The organism is Rhodococcus sp. WAY2, from assembly GCF_009859915.1.
Lineage (GTDB): Bacteria > Actinomycetota > Actinomycetes > Mycobacteriales > Mycobacteriaceae > Rhodococcus_F > Rhodococcus_F oxybenzonivorans.
In genome coordinates this window covers 1,893,782-1,918,922 of sequence record NZ_CP046572.1, presented here as the reverse complement: position 1 = coordinate 1,918,922, position 25,141 = coordinate 1,893,782, and the positions used below count along the sequence as shown (strand labels likewise).

Here is a 25,141-nt window from a genome sequence, read left to right as displayed (position 1 = left end):
TCCTTTCGGGAGGTCGTTCAGAACGCTGTCAGGTAGTGGTCGAGCTCCCACGGGGAGACGGTGTTGTGCCAGGCGAAGAACTCCTCGCGCTTGAGTGTCGCGAAGTATTGGGCGACCCCGGGACCGGCGACGTCCAGTGCGCCCGTCACCACCGGATCCGATTCCAGGGCGTCCATCGCGTGCAGCAGTGTCATCGGCAGCATGTCACTGGGACTGTCGCCGGAGCCGGGAGTGCCGGGGTCGAGCTCGCGTTCGATGCCGTCCAGGCCGGCGGCGATGGCGGTGGCCGCGGCCAGGTAGGGGTTGGCCGAGCCGTCGCCGCCGCGCAGTTCCACCCGGTTCTTGTCCGGAACCCGGAGGTAGTGGGTGCGGTCGTTGCCACCGTACGTGGCGTAGCGAGGCGACCAGGTGGCGCCGCTGCTCGTCGAGGTGGCCCCGGTGCGCTTGTAGGAGTTGACGGTCGGCGCGATAACACCCTGCAGCGCACACGCATGCTCGAGAATCCCCGCGATGAACGCGTACGCCGTCCTCGACAGTCCCAGCCCCTTGGGGTCGTCGCCGTCCGGGAACACCGAACCGGCGTCGTTCCACAGTGACAGGTGCAGGTGCATGCCCGACCCGGTGCGGTCGGAGAAGGGTTTGGGCATGAATGTGGCCTTCATGCCGCGCTTCTCGGCGATCACCGACAGCAGATACCTTGCGGTGATCACCCGGTCGGCGGTAGTCATGGCGTCGGCGTAGTCGAAGTTCTGCTCGAACTGCCCGTTGCCGTCCTCGTGGTCGTTGGCGTAATTGCCCCACCCGAGCGCGTTCATCGCCTGCGACACCTCGGTCAGATGGTCGTACATCCGGGTGACGTCGCGGGCGTCGTAACACGGCTGCCGGCTGACGTCGGCGGTGTCCGCGGTGGTGAGAGCGCCGTCGCCGGTGCGGTGGACGAGGAAGTACTCGATCTCCGCGCCGACGTTGACGGACAGGCCGAGATCGGACGCCTTCTTCAGCGTCCCCTTCAGGATCACCCGCGGCGCATACGGCCAGGGCTTGCCCTCGACGTGCGGGTCGCAGTGCACGATCGCCAGTCCGGGCTTCACGAACGGGATCGGCGTGAACGACGAGACATCGGGTACCGCAACGAGATCGGAGTCCTTGGGCTCCTGCCCCATGTGCCCGGCCGCGTAGCCGGCGAAGCCCACGCCGTCGTCCTGAAGCTGCTCGACGGCCTCGATCGGCACCAGTTTGGCGCACGGTTTGCCGGACAGGGTGACGAACAGGGCGAGGATGAAGGTGGTTCCGGTGGCCCGGGCCACCTCGGACAAGGTCTGCGGTGGGGTTGTCACGATGTTCTGCGCGGTGAACGCGTCAGCAGTGTCGACAGCCATGGGTAGCTCCTGAACTGGTGGTCTAGGGGTGAGGGGGTCTGTGGTTCAGCGCATCTCGCCGGCGCCCTCGTAGGGGTGCAGGCTGAACAGGAGGTCACCCTCCTCGAAACGTGAGTACCTGAAGTCGGACGGCTCGACGTTCGGGAGGGTCGTCTTTCCGTCGTCGAGGAGCATGTCGGCGACAAGGCGGCCGACCGCCGGTGAGATCTTGAAACCGTGACCGGAGAACCCGGTGGCGAGGAACAGTCCGTCGACCGGTGCGGGTCCGATGATCGGGTTGTAGTCGGGCGTCACGTCGTACGCGCCGACGTAGGACGACGTGATCCGCGGGTCGGGCATGTCCGGCAGACGGTTTCCCAGTTTCATGATGTTCTTCTCGATGGTGGAATCGTCCGCGCGGTTGCTGTACTTGTCGGGGTCGATGTATTCGGGCGCGGCGTGGTCGCTGTTGCCGACCAGCAGTTCGCCGTTCGGCTCGCGGCAGATGTACTGCAGTCCGGCGAGGTCCGACAACACCGGCACCTCCGGCGTCGGAACACCCTGATCGATCAGCACGAGCTGCGCCCGTTGGGCTTTCACCGGGATGTCGACGCCGACACCGGCACCGAGTTCGGGTGCCCACGGGCCGGTCGCGAGGATCACTTGCTCGGCATGCACCTCGTCGCCGTTCGCAAGCGTAACCCCGTAGACGCGGCCGCCCGCGTTCTGCAGCAGCGACGCCACCGGCGTGCTCTGCCGGATTGTGACGCCCAGCTTGCGGGCCGACGCACCGTACGCCATCCCCGCCATGTACGCCTCACCACGGCCACCGAGAGGCTCGTAGGCGAAAGCGGCGAAGTCGTCGAGGTGCAGCCCCGGCCACAGTTCGGCCATCGTGTCGTGGCCGATGTAGTCGACGTCGATGCCGAGGCCCTGCATCATCGCGACGTTCGCCTTCAGCGGGTCGATGTTGTTTTCGCCGACGCCGACGACGTATCCGCACTGCCGGAACGCCATGTCGTCGCCGAAGATCTCGGTGGCCCTGGCGAAGATGTCGACGCCGTACCACGACATCGCCGCCAGCGACGGCGTCCCGTAGTGGCACCGGACCACGCCACTAGACTTGCCGGTCATCCCCGAGCACAAGGTGTCACGCTCGAGGACCAGCACATCCGTCTCTCCGCGGTCCGCGAGCGACCAGGCGATGGCGAGACCTTCGAGTCCTCCACCGACGATCACGAACTTTGCTGTCTGTGTCACGTTGCTTCCTTCATTCGGCCGGATTATCGGACGCTATGGCTCGAGTAGCGGAGCGTTTCACCGCAGGAATTTTTGTTGTTCACTAGGAAACACGTCGACTATGTCCATCGTGTTACGGCAACGTTGTCGGTGGATCACCAGATCTCCCTGCTAATAGACTCTTTCAAGAAGTATTCCGGCGTCGAAGTGCATGTCCTCAGCGAACCTGCCTTAATTTACGTCGGCGAAATATGTCCTGTGGTTTCCTAGTGCTACTCCTCGTTTCACGTCGAGGAGCTTACCGATCCCATCACCACGCCTTCAGGGAGAACCCATGACCACCACCGACAAGCCCACCGTCGCAGCGTTCCGCGTCACCGCCGGATTCCACGAGAACCTGCCGCAGATGCCGGTCTCGGAATACCCGGGCACCAAGGGATACATCGACGATGTCTTTTCCAACCCGGACGGCTCAGAGATGTCGGCGGGCTACTTCGAACTCGAGCGCACCGACGCCCCGCTCGACTACTACTATGCCTACGACGAGATGAAGGTCGTCCTCGAAGGGGAGTTCACCCTCGAGAACCTCGACACCGGCCAGGTCGAGGTGGCGAAGGCGAAGGACGCGATCTTCTTCCCCAAGGGCTCGCGCATCCGCTTCACCACCCCCGACCGCGCGTTGGCCTACTTCGTCGGCCACCGTTCCTTCGCTCCCTGATCCGCGATGGCGGTTTCGATGAGGTCGACCAGCGTCCCCCGGTGGCGATCCGATTACTCGGCCGTCGACGACCTCGCAGCGGGCGCTCTCGTCACCCGCTACGTATTGGTCTCGGACCGCACGGTCGGCGCGCAGGTCCTCCGCGCGCTGTCCGAGCGCGTGGCGCCCGTTCCCACTCGCACGGTGATCGTCGACGACGGGGCCGGATCCGGGTTCGGCGGGCTCGACGAGCTGTTGTCCGACGCGCGCATCGCGTGGCGGTTCGTCGTGGCGGGACCCGAGCACATGGTGGGGGCGGTGCGTGCTCGGCTGATCTCCGCGGGCGCGGTGCCCAGCGAGATCGCCGTGGTGATCACCGACCCCGGCGTCTGGATGCGCGACGTGTTCTGCGCGCACTGCCACACCACGTCGCCCTCCGTGCCGGTGCCTGTGGGCGGCCGGACACGGTGCGGGGGTTGTTCCGCCGAACTCACCGTCTACTACCACTACTCCCGGCGCCACAGCGCCTATTTGGGATATCGAGCCGATTCGGAGGAACTGCCATGACCACGGCCCTCGAAACAGTTGCGGGCGAGAGCATCACCGGAGGGCTCACTCTGACGGTGCGCGAGGCACGGTTGCTGTGCCGGGGCATCCGGCACATCGTGCTCGCGGACCCGGCGGACCGCACCCTGCCGTCGTTCACCCCCGGCAGCCACATCGCCGTCACCTGGGCCGAGGGTCGGCACAATTCCTACTCGCTCACCGGCCCCTCGATCGAGCCGGACCACTATGCGATCTCGGTCCGGCTCGACGAGAACGGCCACGGGGGTTCGCGCTGGGTCCACGACCTTCAGCCGGGACAGACTATCCGGGCGAGCCGTCCGCGGAGTGCGTTCGCGCCCGTACTCACTGCGCGGCACCACCTGCTGGTCGCGGGTGGAATCGGCGTCACGCCGATCCTGTCGCACGTTCGGGCCGCCCTCGAATGGGGTCGCTCGTTCGAAGTGATCTACTCCTTCCGCGGTCAGTCGGGGGCGCACGCCGACGAATTGGCGACGCTGTGCGGCGACCGGATGATCACCGTCTCGACGCCCGGAGAACTCGCCGACCGCCTCATCCCCACACTGGCCAACCAGCCACTCGGCACCCACGTCTACACGTGCGGTCCCGCGCCGATGATCGCGGCGGTGGCCGAGTGGGCCCGCGACTGCGGCTGGCCACCGGGGCGCGTGCACTCGGAGGCGTTCGGGGCGGGCCCGCTGCCCGACGGGACACCCTTCGCCGCCAAGCTCGGGCGCACCGGAATGATCGTCCCCGTGCCCTCGGGAACCAGCCTCCTCGAGGCGTTGCTGGACCGGGGAATCAAGGTCCCGAACCTCTGCCGCCAGGGGGTATGCGGCGAATGCCGGCTGTCGGTTCGCGGCGGCGAGATCGAGCACCGCGACCTGTTCCTCACCGACGAGGAGAAGGCCGCCGGAGATTCAATGATGCCGTGCGTATCACGTTCCGCAGGAGACCGATTGGAGCTGGATCTGTGACAACCACCGACTCGCGTGCTGACATCACGCGCTTTCCCTTCCCCTTTCCCCGCGATCAGTACCGCTACAGCACCAACGTCGAGCCCGCCGGACACTCCACCGACACCGTGGCCGGCAGCTGGGGTGACACCCGCATCGCCATCGACGCCCACTACCACCGGGAACTCGCCGAACGTGAGCGCATCCTGGCCACGGATCCGTCGCGGCACCAGTGCCTGCCCCACATGGTTCCCGCCGCCTGGGACGCGATGCTCACGCTGATGCGCACCCTCGCCGACGAATACCCCGACACCATGACACTCGCACGGCGCGGGGACGGGTGGTACTGGAAGAACGACCTCCTCAGCATCGAGCACACCTTCGTGTTCGGCGACCTCGACACGTTGCCGGCGCCGCCGCTGGTGTACATCTGCGGCCAGATCCAGGAGGACGTCGTGCTGCTCGATCAGCGTGAGGGCGAACTGTGGGGCGACGCCGGACTGGTGACGTTCGCGGCGGACTGGTCCTTCGGATTCGACGTAGGCATGAGCTTCCTCGAGATCCACGGCCCCGTCCCGCGCGTCCACAGCGAGAAGATCATCATCCGCGCACACAACTTCCTGATGCGGCTCGAGCCCGGCCAGAGTTACCGACGCACCAACTGGACGCTGACCGTCGACGGCAAACTCGACACGTCGACCGAGACCTACCCCGAGTGGGGGAAGGACCGGCGCACCATCGCCGACGGCCCGCTGGACGACGTCGGGGACCGCCTGTTCCTGAGAACCGAAGTGCAGCATCTGATCCGGCTCGCCCACTCCGGCGCCGTCATGTTCCTGATCCGGACGTATCTGCTTCCGTTCCGCGATATCGCGACCGTTCCGGAATGGGGCGAGCGACTGTACCGGGTGCTCGAGGACCTTCCGGTGGACATGGCCGAATACAAGGGCATCAGTCGCACCCGGGAACCCGGCATGAGATGGCTGCTGAACCACGGGAATGTGGAACCGTGACGCTGGCCGACGGGCGGCCGCGAAGGCCGGCACCCCAGACCACTCAGGCTCTCGATCTCGTTCTCGCGACGGTCTCCGTGATCGCCCGCGACGGCTTGCGCGGGCTGACGACGCAGGCCGTCGCCCGTGAGGCCGGCGTCTCGGACGACGCCGTCCTGCGCAGCGCCGGGTCGACGGACGCCCTCCTCGACGCCGCGCTCCGCTACGCGCTGGACAAGAGTGCAAGCGTCTTCGCCGACATCGCCGCCGGATCGTCGCTCGACCACTTCGTCGAACACCTCACCGACCTCGTCGCCCGCGACCCCGACCTCCAGGTATTCCAGTACGAACTGATGCTCGAGTCCCGGCGAAGCCCACGCCTCCACCCACACGTAAAACTCCTGTACGCCACGTACATCGAGGCGACGTCGCAGGCGCTGACCCGCCTGGGCATCACCGCCGACGAAGACCTGACCCTGCTGGTGTACTCGGCGATCGAGGGATTCATCATGCACCAGCTGATCGCGAAGGACCGCCCCGCAACCGAACGCGCGATCGGGCGCCTGCGCCGAATCCTCTCGAGCGCGAGGTAGTCCCTGCACGTGAGTAGCAAAGTGTGCCCCGGTACGCTTTGCCACTCACGTGCAGGCGAGGACCTCCGCCACCACGACCGACGCCTGCCCGGACAGCCGCACCGACCCTTGCTCGACGAGGAGACAGTCGCCCGGTTGGACGGGACCGAGGTCCGTCGCCAGCCGCCCATCGAGGACCAGGACGAGGACGGCAAGCCGCCCGTCAGCGGTGACGTCGTGCGCCGCTCCGATGTCGACGATGTCCACGGAGGCCGCCGCGGTGGACCTGTCGACCATGACATTGAACGCCTCGGTCGGCCCTTCCGTCACGCAGTCGGGGCTGCGCTCGCCGGCGAAGGCCGTCGGACTGAGGCGCGGAATCAGGGTGGGGCCGTCGCCGAAGTCGAGTGACGCGGGATGGTCGCCGATCACCGTGAAGATCCGATCCACCCCGGGAAACGATGAGAACGTCGAATTCGCCTCGAGCGTCGCGACGCTGAACCGCCACCGGGACACGGCACCGGCGGCGATCTCCGCGGTGGTGCCCGCGCCGTTGGCCCACGGCGTGGTCCGGTAATCCGCGCGCCGGATGATGCGGGCCTCGCGCACTGCGGCCACAGATTCCCCTCACCGAGATGGTCCACTGTCACGATACTTTGTTTCTATACAACACGGTACAACAATCCTTTACGCATTCGTCACGCGGCGCACTATTTTCGCAATCTCCGATTTGGTTCACTGGCAATAGACATTGATTCCCAACGGCGGACGCTTAGAGTGTCCTGCCATCCTCGATCAAGGTGGACGACTATGAACGAAGCAGTCGCTGCGGCCGACACCGCCTGGATTCTGGCGGCCTTCACGGCAGTGAGCCTCATGGTGCCGGGCCTGGCCATGTTCTACGGCGGAATGGTCAGCGTGCGCAACACGCTCAACATGGCCATGATGACGTTCGGCGCGTTCGCCGTCGTCGGGGTGCTGTGGATCGTGTTCGGCTACTCCACCGTGCTGGGCAACTCCCTCGGCGGTCTCGGCCTCCTGGGCGACCCCCTCGAGTTCTTCGGCTCCAGCGCGCTGCTGGAGGCGCCGGCCGAACCCGGACTGCCGCCCGCGCTGGTCTCGGGATTCCAGCTGTTGTTCGCCGGCATCACCGTGGCACTCATCTCGGGTGCGCTCGCCGACCGGATGAGATTCGGCGCCTGGATGCTGTTCGCCGGACTGTGGGCAACGTTCGTCTACTTCCCCGTCGCCCACTGGGTGTTCGCGTTCGACTCCGCCGACGGATCGGTGATCGGCGGGTGGATCGCCAACACCCTCGGCGCCATCGACTTCGCCGGCGGCACCGCCGTGCACATCAACGCCGGCGTGGCTGCTCTCGCCGTCGTCCTGGTCCTCGGGGCCCGCAAGACGTTCCCCGTCTCACCCCGCCCGCACAGCCTTCCCCTGACCATGCTCGGCGCCGGCATCCTGTTCTTCGGCTGGTTCGGATTCAACGGCGGCTCGGCGCTCTCCGCCGGAAACAGCGCGTCCGTCGTCATTCTCAACACCGTCGCCGCGGCGTGCGCAGGCATCTGCGCCTGGCTGGCCGTCGAGAAACTGCGTGAAGGCCACGCCACGTCGCTGGGCGCCGCGTCAGGTCTGATCGCAGCACTGGTCGCCATCACACCGGCCTGTGGCGCCGTATCACCGCTCGGCGCTCTGGTCGTCGGAGGCGCTGCCGGTGCGGTCTGCTGCTTCGCGGTGTCCTGGAAGTACCGGCTCGGCTACGACGATGCGCTCGACGTCGTCGGCGTGCACCTCGTCGGCGGCATCCTCGGCACCGTTTTGATCGGATTCCTCGCAGATCCGGCCGCACCCAGCGGCGCCGCGGGACTCTTCTACGGCGGCGGTGTCGACGTGCTGTGGCGCCAATGTGTCGCCGTGGCAGCCGTTGTCGGCTACTGCTTCATCGTCACGCTGGTGATCGCCGCGGCGCTGAAGAAGTTCATGGGCATCCGCGCCGACCAGGACAGCGAATACGACGGCCTCGACGTGTCCGTACACGGTGAGACGGCCTACGTCCTCGATGCCGTCGGACTGACCGGCGCCCCGAAACACGGCACCGACGCGGTGCTCAGTGCGGAGGCAATCACGACCAGGGCGGCGGACCCCGCCAAGGCCTGATTCCGGTCTCGACACAGCCGGTGGCCTGCCCCGCGGCACTCCGCGGGGCAGGCCACCGTGTGATCAGCTAGGTCAGACTCTGAGCCAGACTCCGCAGCATCGCGCTGTAGTTGTTCGGCTGAGCGGACAGGAACTGACTCAGCAAGATCGTGTCGAATTTCTCCATGGCGGCCGAATCTGCAGTAATCGGATCATGATTCGCCACCTCGCGCTCCAGCAGCTCGACCGCCTCACGCCAGCCGCGGATTGCGGGGCTTCCGAGTTCCATCTGCGTCTCGAATATCAGCGGTTCAGCGAGTGGGCTCCCCAGGATTTCCTGCAAGTGCTCCTCGAGATTTCGGCGCGCCAGCCGGATGATCAGCTGAGATTGCCCTTCATGCCACTGCATGGTCGCCGGGCGCCCCGGCTGCAGAATCGACGCGACCGACATCGTCGAATCGAACTCCTCAGCGCCAGAGGTAATTCGGGCTGTACCCGACAGCGGAATCTGAACGAGGTAGAAGTCGCCGAGCTCGTCCGAGCTCATCCGCGCATCGGTGCCGTAGTCGAAGTAGTAGAGCCCGATCGCGCCCGCGGTGGCCAGGTAAACCGGCTCCAGACGATCGAAGGGCAGCGCGGACCCGTCGTCGGACGCTATCTGAACTGTCGCTAACACCGTAACCACGACCTTTCGAACCAACCGCCACTCTACGCCCGGCGCGGAGGCGGAGGAAGGTAGAAATCCCGATGACCGCCGTCAGTCCTCGTGGTGGTCGGGATATGCGGTGACCGCGAGAAATCGGATCGGCAACCGCACGAGATCGTTGGGGCCGTGCAAACCTTCACCGTCGAGGAGCAGCGAATCCCCCGGCCGCAGCGTGTACTCGGCCTCACCGTGCCCATACACCATGACGCCCTCGAGCATGTAGAGCAGCTCGGTCCCTGCGTGCTGGAACAACGGAAACGTCTCGCTGGCGTCGGTGAGCGTGACCAGCACCGGCTCGAGTCGCTTGTGCTGCCCGCGCAGTGCGCCGAGAAGCTCGTAGTGATGCCCCACCCGGGTCCCACGCCCGACGATGACCGCACCGTGCCCCGCCTCGACGTACACGGCGTCGCGGGCAGTGTCCGCACCCCGGAACAGTGATGTCACGGGTACGTCCAGTCCCGCCGCCAGCCGCGCCAACGTCGACAGACTGCATGACGTCTGCGAGTTCTCGATCTTCGACAACATCGCCTTGGAGATTCCGACTTTTGCCGCCATGTCTCCCACGGAAAGCCCACTGGCCTTGCGGAGCGCGCGCACCTGCTTGCCGATCACCTTCTCGAGATCAGGGCCGGTCGGCGTATCGGACGGCACCTCACGCTCGACGGGCGCAGGATCACCCGTGTCGCGGTGAACCCCGGTCTCCGGTCGAGTCGTCACCTCAGCACAATAGCAGTGCTGTTTACTGTGAGGAAACCACCGCTCGCGTGCTACTGCCCTAATCCATACGTAGAACCCGGCCGCCCCGGTGCCCTCATCGACCACCAACTGAATCGAGGCGGACGTTGAGATCGGCAACGCGTGGGCGTGAGGAGGTCACCAACGCACCCCTGACAAGCAGAGGTGCTACCGAGGCACCATCAGCTTGCCACCGCTGACGGGCCCGATACCGCACTCGTCGTGGAAGTCGGGCGCGAACGCCCCGACGACTCGGACAACTGTCGCTTGTTGTCGACGAGGCGCGGGCGGATCGCCGACAACAAAGTCGGCGCGCAGGCCGAGCGGACAGATCCGATGCCCGGGGGAGAGCACGGCATGACGTCGAAGAGAGGCTGCGCCTTGGCCGCTCGATTCCGCCCCGGGTGACCGGGTCCTCCTCGAAGCCAACCCGATGCCGACAGTGCTGCGGCCGACAATGTCCAAACGTCACCCCCGCCTTCGACCCCGACGCCGTAACCAGGCTGATCACCGCGGTCTGTGACCCCGACGATGCGCACGCACGGGTGGCCCGAACGGGACCTGGCGATCGTGCTCACGGCGCTGCTGACCGGAGGTCGACTCTCCGAACTCGTAGGAATCGGCATGCGGGATCTACGCGACGTCGATGATGACTGCTTGCGATGTCGGATAAAATGGGGGCCGCCCGGTTTCAGCCCACGTGATATGCACCGATCCTGCACAACCTACAAACTCCAGCGCGGCATGGGTCTGGTGCCATTCAATAACTTCTCAATCTTTGGACAGCGGGTTCGAAGATGCGACAGGCGGCCGTCGGCAACATACATCGAGGATGTCTATCAGCGTGGGTCACCCCGATGATGGCAGAGAGGCACTCCCAGTCAGCAGGTGTCCGACGTCTCCGGGACTTCGCGTTGCGCTTGGATGGTGGTCATCAGAGCAGCGAATGCCGCATCGACCGAATCCCCGCCGATGCCTGCCGGGTGGCCGATCTGGCGTGCCGCGGTGGACGCATGGGCTCGGTGATCGGTCTTCGATTGGATCTCACTGCGGGTCTGGTGACCGAGCCTCGGGTATACCTCACCGGCCCATACTCCAGTTGGATTCGCCGCCAGCGCGACCTCGCTTCGGCACGCGTCGATCACCGGGCACACTCGACAGGCCGTAACCGCCGCGCGGTGGCGGATAGAGCGCTGTGCCGGGGTCTCGACGCTCGTGTTCGCTGCGTCCGCGGTGTCGTCCCACAACTGCGGATTCCGGCGGCACGGTGCCCGGCTCCAGTCCGGTTCGATCACCAAGATTCTCCTGTCTGTGTCATCGTTGGGAGGGGTCGACAAGCAGGTGGGCTGAGGGTGATCTTCGTCGGGTTGCTCGACCCATGCCGAGTGACGAACGTGGGTCCGTAGTTGACACCGTCAACCGTAGCCGGACAGATGATGAGCCTTGGCATCGCCGGCTTGGCCGACTGGTTGGTGGTGCAACCGTTGTCGGCGACATCGCCCGTCGGTTGTTCGTGTATCTCGACCAGACCAGGTAGGGAGAATTCCACCTCGCTGCGCCGCGAGCGTGGGCAGGTCAAAGATCGCGGTCGCCGAGCCCAAGTTTCGACGGGCGAGTAGTGCGCCCCCGCCTGTACCGCTGCGGCCACCGTCACCAGACCAAGTTGCATGAATGGCCCCACCGTGGAAATCACCACATCGGTGGGTTCCAGGAGCCGCGCGAGGTCGCCCGTCGAGGTGCTATCTAGTTGGGCCACAGGAGCATTCGCCTGGAAGCGGTTGGCTAGGGCCACCATTGTGGTGCGGTTTCGGCCAACCAAGGTGGGCGTCTCGCCGCGGGCGAGCAGTCCTCGGAGCACTCGTAGCCCGGCATTTCCTGTCGCACCCAGCAAGACGATTCTGCGTCTTTCCACGGTTTCCTTTTCTTTTACTTACCTGTTGCCTGCGGCCGCCAGTTCTCTCGTCACCGACAGGCGTCCACGGAACGACTGTCGTGGCGGGGTTCGTCCGTCACTGAAAGTGCTTGGGGCCGAACCGGTCCACCGCTTGAATGCTCGACGGAAGGCCCGCGGGTCGGAGAAGCCCAGTTCTAGGGCCAGCACCGTGATCGGTTCGCCTCGGCGCAGTGCCTCGACAGCTCGGGTGGCGAGGTGTTCATCGCGCAACTGACGTAGAGATGTCCCGTCCCGACGCAACAACCGCCGCAGGTGGGACTGGCTGACGAACAAAGCTCGGGCGATGTCGGCGGCCGAGGCGGTACCGACCTCTTGGGCGTCGAGAACACGAATTACCCGATCCCGGATCTGTGGGGCCGCGCTCGTCGCGGCGGGTCCCTTCTCCAACGTGGCGCCCCCTTCGCACCTTCTGCGCGGCACCGGCTGCGGCATCAGAAGGTGATCCCTGTCGAGTACCATCGGCTCGCTTCTCGATCCGATCTTGCCGAGTTCGCGTGTAAATCTCCGGCTGGAATCAACCGTCGGTCCGACACGGACGATGACACCGGCCAAGCCATTGCCCAGGCCGATCGTTAGATGCTTGGGCAGAATGGGTTTGAGCTTTCCTACTCCGATGTTTAGGTCCGAGGGATCCAGGCTCGCGATAGGGGGGAAACGAGGGGTCATCATCTCGGAACTGCGGGGCGGGCACTTCGCGTGCCCGCACACCGTCAGTGTTCCCGTACCGGTTGAGAACGACTGCTTCATTGTTTTGTCTATCTTCTGTTTTCGTGCGACCAAGGCGGCTGTCCCTAGATGTGCGTGACAGAGAAGCAAGTGACAGTCCCCGACCTGCTCTGGGCGCCAGTCCATAGGCGGCTCGACGGTATGTCCTCGCGCAACGCGTTTGGCTCAGCTGTTGGGGGTCGGAAGGGCGGTGGACCAGAGTGCCCAGGCGATGAGGGCGGGCTGAAACAATAGGAGGATGAACCGCCGACGGTCGGTGTTGAGGGCGAATGCGTCCCGAGTGTTGCGGTATTGGGCGATGTTTCCCGGGAACACTGCGATGAAGAAGGCGGCGATGATCCGTCCAATTTTCACCCGATCGCGGGTCAGGACCGCCAGGTCCGCACCGAGCATGATCTCCACCCCGCCGGAGGCCATGACGACACCGTCAGGGACCAGGGGTATCGATCTGGGCACTTGGGCTTGGAAGTCCTCGCGGGCCCAGAGCAGGTGGCTCAGTCCGGCGAGGACGAGCACCCCAGAGAGGGCCAGTCGGGCGACCGTGCGCATCGCGGTGGTGGGAGGTTCGGACAGTTCGTTGGATATCAGCATCGGTTCGCCAAACTTTCATTTGGCGCCGAGGTCTCAGAGGTCTGGGAGCCATTGCAGGGCGACCGGGTAGATCGAGACGAGCGGCGAGCGTCATCGGGTAGTTCCACGGCGAGATCACCCCCACGATGCCCTTGAGCTGGTGCCGCACCACCGTCTTGGTGAGGCCGGGAAGCATTCCGGCTACGCGCTTTGACCGCAACAGCTTGGTGTGACGCGCGCGTACTGCCTGGCGGTCAAGGCGATGTCGAGGACCTCGTTCTGGGCGGCGGCGCGTGACTTCCCGGTCTCGGCCTGCGCCATGTCCATCAGGTCACCGCGATTTTGCAGCACCAGGTCGCGGTAGCGGTGGAAGATCGCGGACCGCTCCGCAACCGGACGGTCGGCCCAGCTCTTCTGTGCGACCCGGGCGCGGGTGATTGCGTCCTTGGCGTCCTGCGTGGTGGCGACCGGCACGGTGGCCAATTGTTTGCCGGTGAAGGCTTCGATTACCGGCCGGGTCTGACGAGTGGTTGCATCCGGGATGGCGATCAGGTCGGCGAGCCGCATGAACGTGGCGGTGGACGGAGCAGGCATATGTACCCCCACGGGCTGGTCGGTTGGGTGTGTACCGCGAGGCGAGGAATCGCGGTGAGGGTGCCGGTCGGGACCGATTTGTTCGCCCGGTTCCGGTCATTTCTCGGACGCCTGCCGTGACCATCGTCTTGGTCCGCGGCGCCGTGAGACGCGTGCTCAGCCATGGTGGGGTCCTTGGTTCATTTCATAGGCGCCGGACAGCGCGGCGACACGCTGCCAGATGAGGTCGAACCGCTCCGCGTCAACGACGGGTCTGCCGATTGCTGCCAGAATGAGCTTCTGTTGGGCCTCGGTGGTGGAGGGTTTGTCGTGCAATCCGACCGCCGCAGCATTGAAGTCGCGGACCAGGACGTCGAAAATTTGGTCCACCAGCTCGGCATCGACACCGACGATCTCGGCTTGTTCCAGAATCAGCTGCCCATACACGACCAGTGTGAACAGTTCGGTCAGGGCGAGCCCAAAGTCCAGGTCGCCCTGCTGGGCGGCATCCGGGGCGGCCTCGGTGAGCAGAGTGACCAGGTGTTCGGCCTGTGCAGTGAAGCGGGCCACGTTCGGGATGGCGGCTGATGCGGCGTAGACCGCGCGCCAGTCGTGGAACGGCACCTTCGCCAGCCCGCGGGCAGGCCCCTGGCGAAACAGGAACTCGTCGTCGGCGGCATCGAGCCGGGTGGGCACTGGCGGGTAAGGCTGGGGGTCGAACAGGTAGGCAGGCATGAACTTCGCGATCAGCGCCAGGTTCACCGCGACAGTGCCCTCGAGTTTAGGTAGCCCGTCGACGTCCCCCTTCGCGAGCAGCAGATACTGATCCTTCTCGAAACCCTTGGCGGCCACGACATTAGACAGCAGCCCGATCACCTTCTGCGCCTCGGTGGTTACCTTCATCTTCGTGATCGGATTGAACAGCAGGTACCGGCGGTCGTCGGGGTTTGCGGAGCGGAAGTAGTCCACCGCGCGGTCGGCGAACAGCCGCATTCCGATGAGTCGGGCGTAGGCGTCGACGAACTCGCGACGCACGTGCGGGAAGTCGGTGACGGGGTGCCCGTACAGGATCCGGTTGTGCGCGTGGGTGATCGTCTCATACAGAGCGTGGGTCGCCGTGCCGATACCGCCGAAGCAAAGGTTGAACTTGCCGATGTTGACCGTGTTCAGTGCCGCGTTGAAGGCGTCCTGGCCGGTGTGCAGGATGTCCTGCGCGGTGACCGGCTAGTCCTGCAGGGTGAACTCGGCGACGAACATCTGCGCCGGGACGAGGTTCTTGACTGTGTGGAAGTTTGGGTGCCCGGAGTCGGCGTAGAAGAACACGTACTGATCGGGTCCCTCGATTCCGGCCAGGCGCCCGAACACCGACACGGTGCTGGCGCAGTTACCGTTTCCGATGTAGTACTTCGACCCGCTCGCGTGGTACCCGCCGGCACCGTCGGGGGTCAGGACCATGTCGGTGGAGTAGATGTCGGCGCCGTGTTCCTTCTCCGAGAGGCCGAACGCGGCGACACCGCCATCGGCAAGGGCGCGCACCGCTCGGGCGCGGGCCTCGTCGTTGCCGCTTTGCCACACCGGGCCCAGCCCGAGCACGGTGACCTGCCACGCATACCAGTAGCTGAAACCGTAGAAGCCCAGGATCTCCGAGAGCGCCGCCACGCGCGCGGTATCCCAGCGCTTGTCCGGATCGCCGGCGCCGTCCCGCGCGGGGGTTAGGAACGTCGCGAACAGGCCCTCCTTCGCGACGAACTCCAGAAAGTCTGCGTAGAAGACTTTGTCGTGGAAGTCCTGGATCAACCGCTGCTTACCGCGGTGTTCGAACCAGTCGATCGTCGCGCGCAGCAGCCGCCGCGTCTGCGGATCGAAATGCTCCGGGGCGTACTTCACTGGATTGAGCAACAACCCATCGCATGCTGGCATAGTGTGTCCTCTTCTTCGAGTCCTGGATAGTCCGCACATGGCGTGCGGTCACGGTAGGTCGGGGGTGGTAGGCCGATGGTCATCGGAGCCGGGTGTGGCACAGGTAGTCGCGGGTCGGACTCCTCGGGCGTGCTCTCTGGATGAGATGCCAACGTACTAACGGCCGGTGTCGGTCGACAAGGCCATCCCAGCCCTCTGAGGTGTGCTGTCAGCACATCCGGCGCGCTCGGGCCCCGGTCAGCGCGGCTTCGGCTCGGGCAACACCGCGGCCCCCAGCACATTGCAGACGATCAGCGCCGCGTGCAGTTCGGCGATGTTGCTCGTCGCGGGCCTGGCTCTGCGCTCTTCGGCACGACGCATCCTCTGCAGGACCGTGTTCCGATGGATTCCCAAGGTGCTCGCGGCGGTCGCCAGACTCCCTTGCGCGTCGAGAACAGCCAGGAGCGCGGCGCGCTCGCCGCGCTCTTTCGCGTCGTCCCGTGCGAGCTCGCCGAGCTGAGCGGAAACGAAGGCCCTCGCCGCATCCAGGTCACGCGAGATGGCGTCTACCAAGGCAACATCGCTGAACTCTGTGATCGATGGCGCCGCACGCCCGGACAGTTCGATGATTCGGCGTGTGCGTAGAGCTTCGAGATGGGACGTCCGGAAGCCTGCTGCCCCCGGATGGGGTGAGCCCACCGCGATGTGAACGTTCTCGCGTTCGCCGGGAAACTCCGTCGCCATGCCGTTGGGTGACGTCCGCACGTCCCCCGTTAGCGATGCCCATCCCCACACCGCAAGTGGGCCGTCCGCCACAACGAGTGAGTGACCAGCCCCGAGGAACCTACCGACCCGCCTGGCGAATCCCTCGAGGTCGACACCGCGTTCGTCGACCCAGCACACGAAACCGATCTGCCGACCCGTGAGCCGGTGGCTGAGCACACGTTCGGCGCGCGCGACGTCGACACGTTCTCCAGCGAGCAGTGCCCGCACGACATCGGCGCGCTCGGCGCGTGCCTGGTTCTGGCGTCGGTCGAGCTCGGCGACGTACTCGGCAGCCACCAGACTGGAAATGCGATCGATGTATCGAAATCCGAAGCGCTCCAGATCGATAAACGTCCTCAGTGCAACCGCAGGGTCCTCGATCCAGTCAGTGAGTGAGTCGGAAAGCTTCTCGGTGAAGTACGCATGACCCAACCGATAGAACCGCAGCATCACATCGACGCTGTGCCCTCGTGACGCCATTGCGCGCGCGTGTTCGAGCGCCGTCACCGGCGCCTCCGCAGCCGCTGCATCGATCCCGTGACGAACCATCGACAGTACCGCTTCGAGATTCGACGAGCACGACCCCAAAGTCAGGCCGCGAAGCTCGTCATCCCCGCCGACCTCCGGAATTCGCTCGACCAGATACTTCAGCATGTCGTCAGCCAGGCTGGACACATTCGCCAGCAAATACGCAGCGATGCCCCTTCCAGCCTCCGCAGCGTGAGCCGGCTCCAGCGCCTCCATATCTGCACACTAGTTGTTGCGACTCATGACGTTGTAGACGCCGGGTGGGGCATGGGCTGAGCGAAGGGCAACAGGACTTCCGACGGCAGCATGAGAAGTCCCGCCAACGCATCCGTCGACAGGAAGATCCCGTCCGTGCTGAACCCGTAACGCTCCGCTGTCCGTCGAAGGCCGCCGCCGAGTCGTCGAACGTTGCCATCCCGTCCCATCGCCCACGTCGCTGCCGAGATGGGCATCTACCGCGCCTGCGCCAGCGAATGGGTGACCTGCTTTCGCGAGTTCGGGAAACTGGGACTGCTAGATCCCCGAGCGTGCCCCACTACCCACCGACCGCCACCCCGACCTCGGTGGTGGCACGGATCGAGAAGCTGCGCCGCGACAAGAAATGGTCAGCCCGCCGCATCACCCCCAAACTGAGCAGTGATGCTGCCGGAGCCCGCGCCGGCTACGTGTACCTGCACTCCGTCGTCGACGGGTTCTTCCACTCGCATGCACTGAGGCCCTGACCGATGAGAAAACCCTGACCGCAATCGGATTCATTCGTCGAGCCCGGGGTTCTTCGCTGCACACTTCCGTCGGCCACATCAATCGGACCGTCACCGACAACGGCTCCTGCTATCGCGCTCGATGCCGCGCAGCGGGACCGTGAGGAACCGCTGACGGCCGCTGAGCGTGGCGAGCTGACCCGGCTGCGTCGGCAGCTCGCCGAGTAGGAGAAGATCTCCGCATTCAGGCCGCGTTCGAGAGCGACTTTCATCAGCGATCGCCCGAATCACCGGTCAACACTTCGCCGACATCGATCTTGGCGAGCACCTCATCCAGATTGTCGTGACTGCGCTCCTCGGGCGCGACGCACCCGTTGCAGGACCGGTCAGCTGTAGAGGTTTGGCCGGCGCTACTGCGCCGATATGGAGGCGTTGGAGCCGGCGACGAGCAACATCGCCGAACTGCACGCGGCGCTGGTCGTCTGCAATGTGCTGGGGGCCGCGGTGTTGCCCGAGCCGAAGCCGCGCTGACCGGGGCCCGAGCGCGCCGGATGTGCTGACAGCACACCTCAGAGGGCTGGGATGGCCTTGTCGACCGATGCCCGCCGTTTGTACGTTGTGAGCAATCTCATCCCAAAGCGCGCAGAGGAGTCCGATGTCGACCACGACTCGACACCCCCAACCCCCGGCAGCGGCCTCGCAGCACGCCCTGCCCGATCCCGGCGAGCAGGTTCCCACGCTGTCCTGGCCGATCGTCGGCATCGGCACATTCGCGCTCGCGCTCTTCGGCGCATCGACCTGGGCTGTCCTCACCGACACGTTGCCTGCGATCGCTACCATCGCCGCGAGCTCGGCAGCAATTTTCGTCCTGTTCACCGTGTTGCACGACGCCTCGCATTACTCGATCAGCTCACATCGCTGGGTCAACGTCGCCTTCGGTCGGGTGGCAATGTTCTTCGTCTCGCCGCTGATCTCCTTCAGATCGTTCGCGTTCATCCATATCGAGCACCACCGCAACACCAACGACGGTGAGTCCGATCCCGATCACTTCGTGAGCGCATCACCCTGGTGGCAGCTGCCCATCCGCTTCCCGGCCATGGACCTGCCCTACATCAGTTTCCTGGTGCGCAACCTGCGTCGCCGCCCACGCGCCGAAATTGCCGAAACGGCGGCCCTGATGACCCTGTCGGTGACGGTCATCGTCTCCGCCGCCTTCGCCGGGCATCTGTGGACGCTCGCTTTGATCTACCTGATTCCCGAACGGGTGGCGATGTTCGTGCTCGCGTGGTGGTTCGACTGGCTACCCCATCACGACCTCGAAGACACCCAACGCGAGAACCGCTACCGCGCGACCCGTAACCGCGTCGGCTCGGAATGGATCCTCACTCCCCTGCTCCTGTCGCAGAACTATCACCTGGTTCACCACTTACACCCCTCCATCCCCTTCTACCGCTACGTCGCGGCCTGGCGACGCAACGAGGCCGCCTACCTCGAGCGCGACTCGGAAATCAGTACCGTCTTCGGGCAACACCTCGACGCCACGCAGTACCAGGAGTGGAAACGCCTCAACGGCACACTCGCCGCCCTACTCCCGGTCCGTATGCCGCGTTCCTCCGCGGCACGCCATGCCAGCACCTACCCGATCCCTGTCGCAAGCGTCGAGCCCCTCACACCCGACAGCGTCAAAGTCACCTTCGACGTTCCCGACCACCTTCAGGACCAGTTCGCCTTTCAGGCCGGCCAACATCTGACCGTGCACCACCGCATAGGCGGAAAGAAGGTGCGACGAAACTACTCGATCTGCACCTGCGCCACTTCGGGAGAACTGGCGATCGGCATCCGCCGCATCCCCGGCGGGACGTTCTCGAGCTACGCGGTCGACACCCTGCGAGCCGGCGACGTCCTGGAACTGATGACCCCCACCGGCAGCTTCGGCGCACCCCTCGATCCACTCGCCCGGCACCACCATGTCGCGGTAGCAGCAGGCAGCGGCATCACCCCCATCCTGTCGATTCTGCGCACCACCATGGAGATCGAGACCGAGAGCCGCTTCACCCTCTTCTACGGCAACCGAACCGCAGAGTCGACCATGTTCGCCGCCGAACTCGACGAACTCGAATCCCGGTACGCAGACCGGCTACGCATCTTCCACATCCGCTCCGCCGAGGCACACCACCCCGCAGCCCTGCGCGGCCGTATCGACCTGGCGACAATTCAACGCCTGCTCGCCACCGACCTCACCACGATCGACCGGTGGTACCTGTGCGGCCCGAGCGAACTCACCACCACAATCCGCGATGACCTCGCAACCGAGAAGGTGCCGACCGAGCGGATACACCTCGAACTGTTCCGCGGCACGAACCGACCCGCACACCTCGACAATTTTCCCGCCTCCCAAGTGACCATCACCCTGTCCGGCGCACAGCACACCGTGGAACTCGCCCCCGGTGAGACCGTCCTCGAATCCGCGCTGAAAAACAATATCGACGCCCCCTATGCCTGCCTCGGCGGCGCATGCGGCACCTGCAAAGCCCGAGTCATCACAGGAAAAGTATCCATGGAGCAGAACTTCGCACTGCAGGCGGCCGAGACCGAGGCCGGCTTCATCCTGACCTGTCAATCCCATCCCACCACCCCCACAGTCGCAGTCGATTACGACAGCTGAGCCCACACAGATTCGAGGGTCGAACGATGAGTAACGCACTACACCGGAACGGCCCTCAAACAGAAACGGACCATTGCACATGAACTTGACCGGGAAACTAGCTGTTGTGACGGGAGCGTCGTCAGGTATTGGTGCTGCGACCGCCGCTGCGATCGCTGCTGCCGGCGCAGAAGTCATCCTCGTCGCCCGAACACCCGGGCCACTGAAAGAAACGGCCGAGTTGATCCGACTCCGGGGCGGCCACGCGCACGCTCTGTCCGCTGACCTTACGTCGTATTCGGAGGTCGAGCACTTGGCCGGCCAAGTGCTCGGTGATATCGGTGTTCCGGACATCATCGTCAACAACGCTGGCGCCGGCCGATTCCTGTTCCTCGATGAAACCGATCCGGAGGAAGCAGTCCAGATGATGGCTGCGCCATACTTTGCCGCATTCTTTGTCAGCCGTGCATTCGTGTCACCGATGATAGCCCGGGGCTCCGGTAATATCCTGCAGATCAATACTCCAGCTGCCACGGTTCCCTGGCCCGGGGCAGTCGGTTATGCATCAGCTCGCTACGCCGTCCGCGGGTTCACCGATTCTCTTCGACAAGATCTGCGCGGCACAGGCGTTCGTGTTTCTTCAGTAACGCCTGCGAAGGTCGACACCCCATACTTCGACCGCCACCCCGGTGCTGAAGAACGGATTCCGAGGATCGAGAAGCTCCTCGGCACTATGACTCCCGAGCAAGTCGCCGACGTCGTCGTCTCGGCGATACGCCGCGATGCGGACGATGTTCACGCACCATGGAGGTGGGCTGCACTGCACCCTGTCGCGCGTGCGATCCCACGCCCATTTCATTGGTTGGCTTGGCATACCGGAACCAAGCATCCCCGGACCGTAGCGGGTGCCGCGTGAGCGCGTTCGACTTCGATGTCGTGATCATCGGTTCAGGTTTCGGCGGCAGCGTTGCCGCTCTCCGTCTCGTGGAGAAGGGCTACCGTGTCGCGGTACTCGAAGCCGGCCGACGATTCGAGGACCACGAGTTTCCCCGAACGAACTGGGATGTGCGCCGATATCTCTGGGCTCCGAAACTGCGCTGTTTCGGACTGCAACGTGTGCATTTACTGCCCGACGTCCTGGTGATGGCCGGAGCCGGAGTGGGAGGGGGATCCCTCAACTACGCCAATACGTTGTACGAACCAACCCGCGCTTTCTACGAAGATCCTCAATGGGCGCACATAACGAACTGGCAAGAGGAATTGGCCCCTTACTTCACCCGAGCCAAAAAAATGCTCGGCGTAGTGCCCAATCCCCACAAAACTCCCGCTGACCAGGCAATTGCTGCCGTTGCAAAGAAGATGGGCGTTGAGGACACACTCACAACCACCCCGGTCGGGGTATTCTTCGGGCCAGAGGGACAAACCGTCGACGATCCTTACTTCGGTGGTGCGGGGCCATCACGAACCGGATGCACTCAGTGTGGATCGTGCATGACAGGTTGCAGAGTTGGGGCGAAAAACACCCTGGTCAAGAACTACCTCTACCTTGCCGAACAATCAGGCGCACACATCCGCCCGCTCACGACGGTGAGAGCAGTGCGTCCTGGAACGGACGGCGGGTACGAGGTCCGAACGAGGCCGACCGGCCGAATCGGGCGGCGCAGGGACACCACGATCACTGCCGAACAGGTCGTCGTTGCTGCCGGGACTTACGGCACGCAACGATTGCTGTTGGAAATGGCCCAGACCGGTGAATTGCCGGGACTCTCCGATCGACTCGGAACTGCGGTACGTACAAATTCCGAGGCTATTCTCGCAGCTACCGCCCAACAACCAAACGAAGATTACAGTCGCGGCATTGCTATCACCTCGTCCTTCCATCCCGATTCACATACCCACATCGAACCCGTTCGCTACGGCAAGGGCAGTAACGCCCTGGCTCTGCTCCAGACAGTGCTCACAGATGGAGGAGGCCGGGTACCTCGTGTTCTGAAGACTTTTGCTGTCGCGGCCCGCAACCCAGCCGCTTTTGCCCGTAGCGTATCCGTCCGCAGGTGGTCCGAGCGCTCAATCGTTGCTCTCGTTATGCAAACTGGCGACAATTCGTTACGACTTGCCACCAAGCGAGGGCATTTCGGTATGCGAAGGCTCACCAGTCGCCCCAGTCCGGGATCCGCTCCTCCAACGTGGATTCCTCAGGGGCACGAGGCTGTCCGACTCCTGGCACAGGAGATCGGCGGCGATCCGGGTGGTTCCATCACCGATATCGTCAACATACCCATTACCGCCCATTTCCTAGGGGGTTGCGCAATCGGCGACTCCGTCGATTCTGGGGTCGTCGATCCCTATCAACGCGTCTACGGACACCCCGGCCTGCATGTTGCTGACGGCTCCGCCATCAGCGCGAACCTCGGCGTGAACCCGTCACTCACCATAGTGGCGCAAGCGGAACGCGCCTTTGCCCTCTGGCCGAATCGCGGCGAACCCGAGAATCGGCCTGAGCTAGGAGCACCCTACGAAATGGTGAAACCTGTTTTACCAGCACATGCAGCCGCTTCGGCGACGACCTTGCTTGGCACACCGGGTTTCCAGGGCCCGCCCAACGGCTGAGGCTGCCCTCGGTCACTCGCCTTAGACATCCGAACACACGTTCCGACTGCAAGATTAAGTGATCGCTTGCAGCCGGCCGTCTGCCGCCGCAGTGCGGCACCGCAACACGCAGCACCACAGCGTCACAGCGTCACAGCGTCACAGCGTCACAGCGTCACAGCGTCGATCGAGGCTGCCCGATTCAGCTTTCGGCCCTGTTCGCGCTATTAGAACGACATCGGAGGTGATAACGGACAGACGAGTCGACCGACGGAACAGTCGGTTCACCCATTCGGCACATCCAAATGTGGCCGCTAGTCGACGTCATTGCTAGGCAAGATTTCTTGTGAAATGCTAAAACTCTTCGAGGTTGGAAAAAAATGAACCACTACAAAAGCAACGTGCGTGATATCGAGTTCAATTTGTTCGAGGTACTCGGGATCGGTGAGCTACTGGATACCGGCGCCTATGGGGACCTAGACACCGACATGGTGCGAAACATTCTTGCGGAGGTAGCGAGGCTGGCCGAGGGCCCGGTTGCCGCGTCCTTTGCCGACGCGGATCGCAACCCTGTCGAATTCGATGCACCCAACCACGCCGTCGTGGTCCCCGAACCCCTCCGTAAGACCGTGAAGGCGGTGAACGAGGCTGGTTGGTCGCGGCTCGGTCTACCAGAGAGCATGGGTGGTGTTCCTGCTCCTGCACCGCTGGTTTGGGCGATCAATGAAATGTTGGTCGCGGCAAACGGATCCGCAAGCTTTTTCAACATGGGTCCGGTGATGGCGAGCGTGCTCTACAGCGTCGGCACCGATCAGCAAAAACATTGGGCCAAAGAAGGATTCGAGCGCGGTTGGGCTGGAACGATGGTCCTGACTGAACCCGACGCCGGATCCGACGTGGGCGCAGGCCGCACGAAGGCAATCGCGCAGGACGACGGCACATGGCACATCGAGGGCGTCAAGCGGTTCATCTCCGGCGGCGACGTCGGAGATACTGCTGAGAACCTCTTCCATCTGGTGCTTGCCCGCCCCGAGGGAGCCGGTCCCGGGACCAAGGGGTTGAGCCTGTTCTACGTTCCGAAATTCCACTTCGACTCGGAGACACTCGAACTGGGGAAGCGCAACGGTGTGTACGTCACCGGCGTCGAGCACAAGATGGGCCTCAAGTCGTCCCCGACTTGCGAACTCACCTTTGGGGCGACTGACATTCCCGCGGTGGGCTGGCTCGTGGGTGATGTGCACAACGGCATCGCCCAAATGTTCCAGGTCATCGAAAATGCCCGGATGATGGTGGGCACCAAGGCTGCCGGAACGCTGTCCACCGGCTACCTCAACGCCCTCGCCTATGCCAAAGAACGAATTCAAGGCGCGGACCTCACCGAACTGACAAACAAAACCGCACCCCGCGTGCCCATCACCCACCACCCGGACGTGCGACGCAGCCTGGCGATGCAGAAGGCATACGCCGAAGGGCTCCGTGCGGTCTACCTCTACACCGCCGCACACCAGAATGCCGACATCGCCGATCTGGTTTCCGGTGCAGACGCCGAGTTGGCAGCTCGGGTGAACGACCTACTGCTGCCGATCGTCAAAGGTGTCGGCTCCGAGAAAGCCTACGAACTGCTCACCGAGAGTCTGCAGACGCTGGGCGGCTCCGGTTATCTGCAGGACTACCCCATCGAGCAGTACATCCGCGATGCCAAGATCGACACCCTCTACGAGGGCACCACGGCAATCCAGGCGCAGGACTTCATTTTTCGAAAGATCGCCCGCGACCGTGGCATTGCACTCGCACATGTGGTCGGTCGAATACGAGCGTTCATCGACAGCGAGGCAGGCAACGGTCGACTTAAGGCCGAACGGGTGCTACTCGAGACCGCATTGACCGACGTGCAGGAAATGGCCGGGACGTTGACGGGTTATCTGATGGCTTCCCAGCAACAGCCGTCCGAACTGTACAAGGTGGGGCTCGGCTCGGTGCGGTTCCTGTACGCAGTGGGGGACCTGCTCATCGCGTGGCGACTGCTGGTGCAGGCAGAGGTCGCGTTGGCAGCCCTGGATCGCGACACGCCGGCAAGGGACCAGCCGTTTTATCGGGGCAAGGTTGTCATCGCGTCGTACTTCGCCAAGAACATCCTGCCTATCCTCGCTTCGACGAAGGAGATCCTCGAGACCCTCGACATCGAAATCATGGAGCTAGAGGAAGAGGCACTCTAGACGGCGCCCTTCTGT

General features: G+C 64.3%; 20 protein-coding genes and 3 pseudogenes. 11 read left to right on the top strand and 12 right to left on the bottom strand.

Going from position 1 to position 25,141, the window contains the following annotated elements:
* Nucleotides 1-17 precede the first annotated feature (17 nt).
* Together glnT and GFS60_RS09015 are read right to left on the bottom strand one after the other, a co-directional pair.
* Nucleotides 18-1,379: a type III glutamate--ammonia ligase gene (glnT, locus tag GFS60_RS09020; protein WP_159920539.1), complete on the bottom strand. Its 1,362-nt coding sequence runs from the start codon at nucleotides 1,377-1,379 to the stop codon at nucleotides 18-20.
* A gap of 45 nt (nucleotides 1,380-1,424) precedes the next feature.
* A complete protein-coding gene (locus GFS60_RS09015) occupies nucleotides 1,425-2,618 on the bottom strand; it encodes an NAD(P)/FAD-dependent oxidoreductase (RefSeq protein WP_159920537.1) in 1,194 nt (397 codons plus the stop codon).
* 313 nt (nucleotides 2,619-2,931) lie between these two features.
* Here GFS60_RS09015 and GFS60_RS09010 point away from each other — a divergent pair, with 313 nt between their 5' ends.
* The 5 genes from GFS60_RS09010 to GFS60_RS08990 are packed head-to-tail and all read left to right on the top strand — an operon-like array spanning nucleotide 2,932 to nucleotide 6,399.
* Nucleotides 2,932-3,315 carry a cupin domain-containing protein gene (locus GFS60_RS09010; protein ID WP_159920535.1) on the top strand — a complete coding sequence of 128 codons (384 nt, stop codon included), beginning with the start codon at nucleotides 2,932-2,934 and terminating at the stop codon, nucleotides 3,313-3,315.
* 18 nt (nucleotides 3,316-3,333) lie between these two features.
* Nucleotides 3,334-3,861: a dimethylamine monooxygenase subunit DmmA family protein gene (locus tag GFS60_RS09005; RefSeq protein WP_236603410.1), complete on the top strand. Its 528-nt coding sequence runs from the start codon at nucleotides 3,334-3,336 to the stop codon at nucleotides 3,859-3,861.
* Nucleotides 3,858-4,835 carry a PDR/VanB family oxidoreductase gene (locus GFS60_RS09000; RefSeq protein WP_159920531.1) on the top strand — a complete coding sequence of 326 codons (978 nt, stop codon included), beginning with the start codon at nucleotides 3,858-3,860 and terminating at the stop codon, nucleotides 4,833-4,835. The genes GFS60_RS09005 and GFS60_RS09000 overlap by 4 nt, the downstream gene beginning before the upstream one ends.
* Complete coding sequence (locus GFS60_RS08995; RefSeq protein ID WP_159920529.1) at nucleotides 4,832-5,827, top strand: heme-dependent oxidative N-demethylase family protein; 996 nt, start codon at nucleotides 4,832-4,834, stop codon at nucleotides 5,825-5,827. The genes GFS60_RS09000 and GFS60_RS08995 overlap by 4 nt, the downstream gene beginning before the upstream one ends.
* Entirely contained in the window at nucleotides 5,824-6,399 is a 576-nt protein-coding gene (locus tag GFS60_RS08990) for a TetR/AcrR family transcriptional regulator (protein ID WP_159920527.1), read from the top strand. The genes GFS60_RS08995 and GFS60_RS08990 overlap by 4 nt, the downstream gene beginning before the upstream one ends.
* 45 nt (nucleotides 6,400-6,444) lie before the next feature.
* On the opposite strand, the gene GFS60_RS08985 is transcribed toward GFS60_RS08990, so the two are convergent.
* The gene (locus tag GFS60_RS08985) at nucleotides 6,445-6,996 is read right to left on the bottom strand and encodes a HutD/Ves family protein (protein ID WP_159920525.1); all 552 of its coding nucleotides are present in this window, start codon (nucleotides 6,994-6,996) and stop codon (nucleotides 6,445-6,447) included.
* 192 nt (nucleotides 6,997-7,188) lie between these two features.
* Between GFS60_RS08985 and GFS60_RS08980 the strand changes: the two genes are divergently transcribed.
* Nucleotides 7,189-8,541 carry an ammonium transporter gene (locus GFS60_RS08980; protein ID WP_159920523.1) on the top strand — a complete coding sequence of 451 codons (1,353 nt, stop codon included), beginning with the start codon at nucleotides 7,189-7,191 and terminating at the stop codon, nucleotides 8,539-8,541.
* Between the two features lie 67 nt (nucleotides 8,542-8,608).
* Here GFS60_RS08980 and GFS60_RS08975 read toward each other — a convergent pair whose 3' ends face one another.
* The 9 genes and pseudogenes from GFS60_RS08975 to GFS60_RS08935 form a co-directional block, all read right to left on the bottom strand.
* Nucleotides 8,609-9,205 carry a cupin domain-containing protein gene (locus tag GFS60_RS08975; protein WP_159920521.1) on the bottom strand — a complete coding sequence of 199 codons (597 nt, stop codon included), beginning with the start codon at nucleotides 9,203-9,205 and terminating at the stop codon, nucleotides 8,609-8,611.
* Between the two features lie 72 nt (nucleotides 9,206-9,277).
* Nucleotides 9,278-9,943 carry a helix-turn-helix domain-containing protein gene (locus GFS60_RS08970; protein WP_159920519.1) on the bottom strand — a complete coding sequence of 222 codons (666 nt, stop codon included), beginning with the start codon at nucleotides 9,941-9,943 and terminating at the stop codon, nucleotides 9,278-9,280.
* Between the two features lie 899 nt (nucleotides 9,944-10,842).
* Complete coding sequence (locus GFS60_RS08965) at nucleotides 10,843-11,256, bottom strand: WhiB family transcriptional regulator (RefSeq protein WP_159920517.1); 414 nt, start codon at nucleotides 11,254-11,256, stop codon at nucleotides 10,843-10,845.
* Nucleotides 11,253-11,873: an NAD(P)H-binding protein gene (locus tag GFS60_RS40330; protein WP_159920515.1), complete on the bottom strand. Its 621-nt coding sequence runs from the start codon at nucleotides 11,871-11,873 to the stop codon at nucleotides 11,253-11,255. Before GFS60_RS40330 ends, GFS60_RS08965 begins: the two co-directional genes overlap by 4 nt.
* 18 nt (nucleotides 11,874-11,891) lie before the next feature.
* Nucleotides 11,892-12,302, bottom strand: a complete 411-nt coding sequence (locus GFS60_RS08955) for a helix-turn-helix transcriptional regulator (protein ID WP_159920513.1) — start codon at nucleotides 12,300-12,302, stop codon at nucleotides 11,892-11,894.
* Between the two features lie 504 nt (nucleotides 12,303-12,806).
* Nucleotides 12,807-13,232, bottom strand: coding sequence for a DoxX family protein (locus tag GFS60_RS08950; RefSeq protein WP_159920511.1), 426 nt, complete (start codon nucleotides 13,230-13,232; stop codon nucleotides 12,807-12,809).
* 82 nt (nucleotides 13,233-13,314) lie between these two features.
* Nucleotides 13,315-13,805 (bottom strand): annotated as a pseudogene (locus GFS60_RS08945) (aldehyde dehydrogenase family protein); the annotation flags it as partial.
* Between the two features lie 156 nt (nucleotides 13,806-13,961).
* Nucleotides 13,962-15,704 (bottom strand): annotated as a pseudogene (locus GFS60_RS08940) (acyl-CoA dehydrogenase).
* A gap of 237 nt (nucleotides 15,705-15,941) precedes the next feature.
* Entirely contained in the window at nucleotides 15,942-17,192 is a 1,251-nt protein-coding gene (locus tag GFS60_RS08935; RefSeq protein WP_159920509.1) for a PucR family transcriptional regulator, read from the bottom strand.
* A gap of 157 nt (nucleotides 17,193-17,349) precedes the next feature.
* Between GFS60_RS08935 and GFS60_RS40325 the strand changes: the two are divergent.
* The 5 genes and pseudogenes from GFS60_RS40325 to GFS60_RS08910 all read left to right on the top strand — a co-directional run.
* Nucleotides 17,350-17,820 (top strand): annotated as a pseudogene (locus tag GFS60_RS40325) (IS481 family transposase); the annotation flags it as partial.
* A 512-nt stretch (nucleotides 17,821-18,332) separates the two neighbouring features.
* Nucleotides 18,333-20,342 carry a fatty acid desaturase gene (locus GFS60_RS08925; RefSeq protein ID WP_159920505.1) on the top strand — a complete coding sequence of 670 codons (2,010 nt, stop codon included), beginning with the start codon at nucleotides 18,333-18,335 and terminating at the stop codon, nucleotides 20,340-20,342.
* 79 nt (nucleotides 20,343-20,421) lie between these two features.
* Nucleotides 20,422-21,237, top strand: coding sequence for an SDR family NAD(P)-dependent oxidoreductase (locus GFS60_RS08920; RefSeq protein WP_159920503.1), 816 nt, complete (start codon nucleotides 20,422-20,424; stop codon nucleotides 21,235-21,237).
* Nucleotides 21,234-22,931: a GMC oxidoreductase gene (locus tag GFS60_RS08915; protein WP_159920501.1), complete on the top strand. Its 1,698-nt coding sequence runs from the start codon at nucleotides 21,234-21,236 to the stop codon at nucleotides 22,929-22,931. Before GFS60_RS08920 ends, GFS60_RS08915 begins: the two co-directional genes overlap by 4 nt.
* 359 nt (nucleotides 22,932-23,290) lie before the next feature.
* Nucleotides 23,291-25,126 carry an acyl-CoA dehydrogenase gene (locus tag GFS60_RS08910; RefSeq protein ID WP_159920499.1) on the top strand — a complete coding sequence of 612 codons (1,836 nt, stop codon included), beginning with the start codon at nucleotides 23,291-23,293 and terminating at the stop codon, nucleotides 25,124-25,126.
* Nucleotides 25,127-25,141 lie beyond the last annotated feature (15 nt).

What these genes read in the sequence shown, in the direction of transcription:
- glnT (WP_159920539.1), bottom strand. Translation starts at nt 1,379, where the DNA reads ATGGCTGTCGACACTGCTGACGCGTTCACCGCGCAGAACATCGTGACA.
- GFS60_RS09010 (WP_159920535.1), top strand. Translation starts at nt 2,932, where the DNA reads ATGACCACCACCGACAAGCCCACCGTCGCAGCGTTCCGCGTCACCGCC.
- GFS60_RS09005 (WP_236603410.1), top strand. Translation starts at nt 3,334, where the DNA reads ATGAGGTCGACCAGCGTCCCCCGGTGGCGATCCGATTACTCGGCCGTC.
- GFS60_RS09000 (WP_159920531.1), top strand. Translation starts at nt 3,858, where the DNA reads ATGACCACGGCCCTCGAAACAGTTGCGGGCGAGAGCATCACCGGAGGG.
- GFS60_RS08980 (WP_159920523.1), top strand. Translation starts at nt 7,189, where the DNA reads ATGAACGAAGCAGTCGCTGCGGCCGACACCGCCTGGATTCTGGCGGCC.
- GFS60_RS08950 (WP_159920511.1), bottom strand. Translation starts at nt 13,232, where the DNA reads ATGCTGATATCCAACGAACTGTCCGAACCTCCCACCACCGCGATGCGC.
- GFS60_RS08935 (WP_159920509.1), bottom strand. Translation starts at nt 17,192, where the DNA reads ATGGAGGCGCTGGAGCCGGCTCACGCTGCGGAGGCTGGAAGGGGCATC.
- GFS60_RS08925 (WP_159920505.1), top strand. Translation starts at nt 18,333, where the DNA reads ATGTCGACCACGACTCGACACCCCCAACCCCCGGCAGCGGCCTCGCAG.
- GFS60_RS08920 (WP_159920503.1), top strand. Translation starts at nt 20,422, where the DNA reads ATGAACTTGACCGGGAAACTAGCTGTTGTGACGGGAGCGTCGTCAGGT.
- GFS60_RS08910 (WP_159920499.1), top strand. Translation starts at nt 23,291, where the DNA reads ATGAACCACTACAAAAGCAACGTGCGTGATATCGAGTTCAATTTGTTC.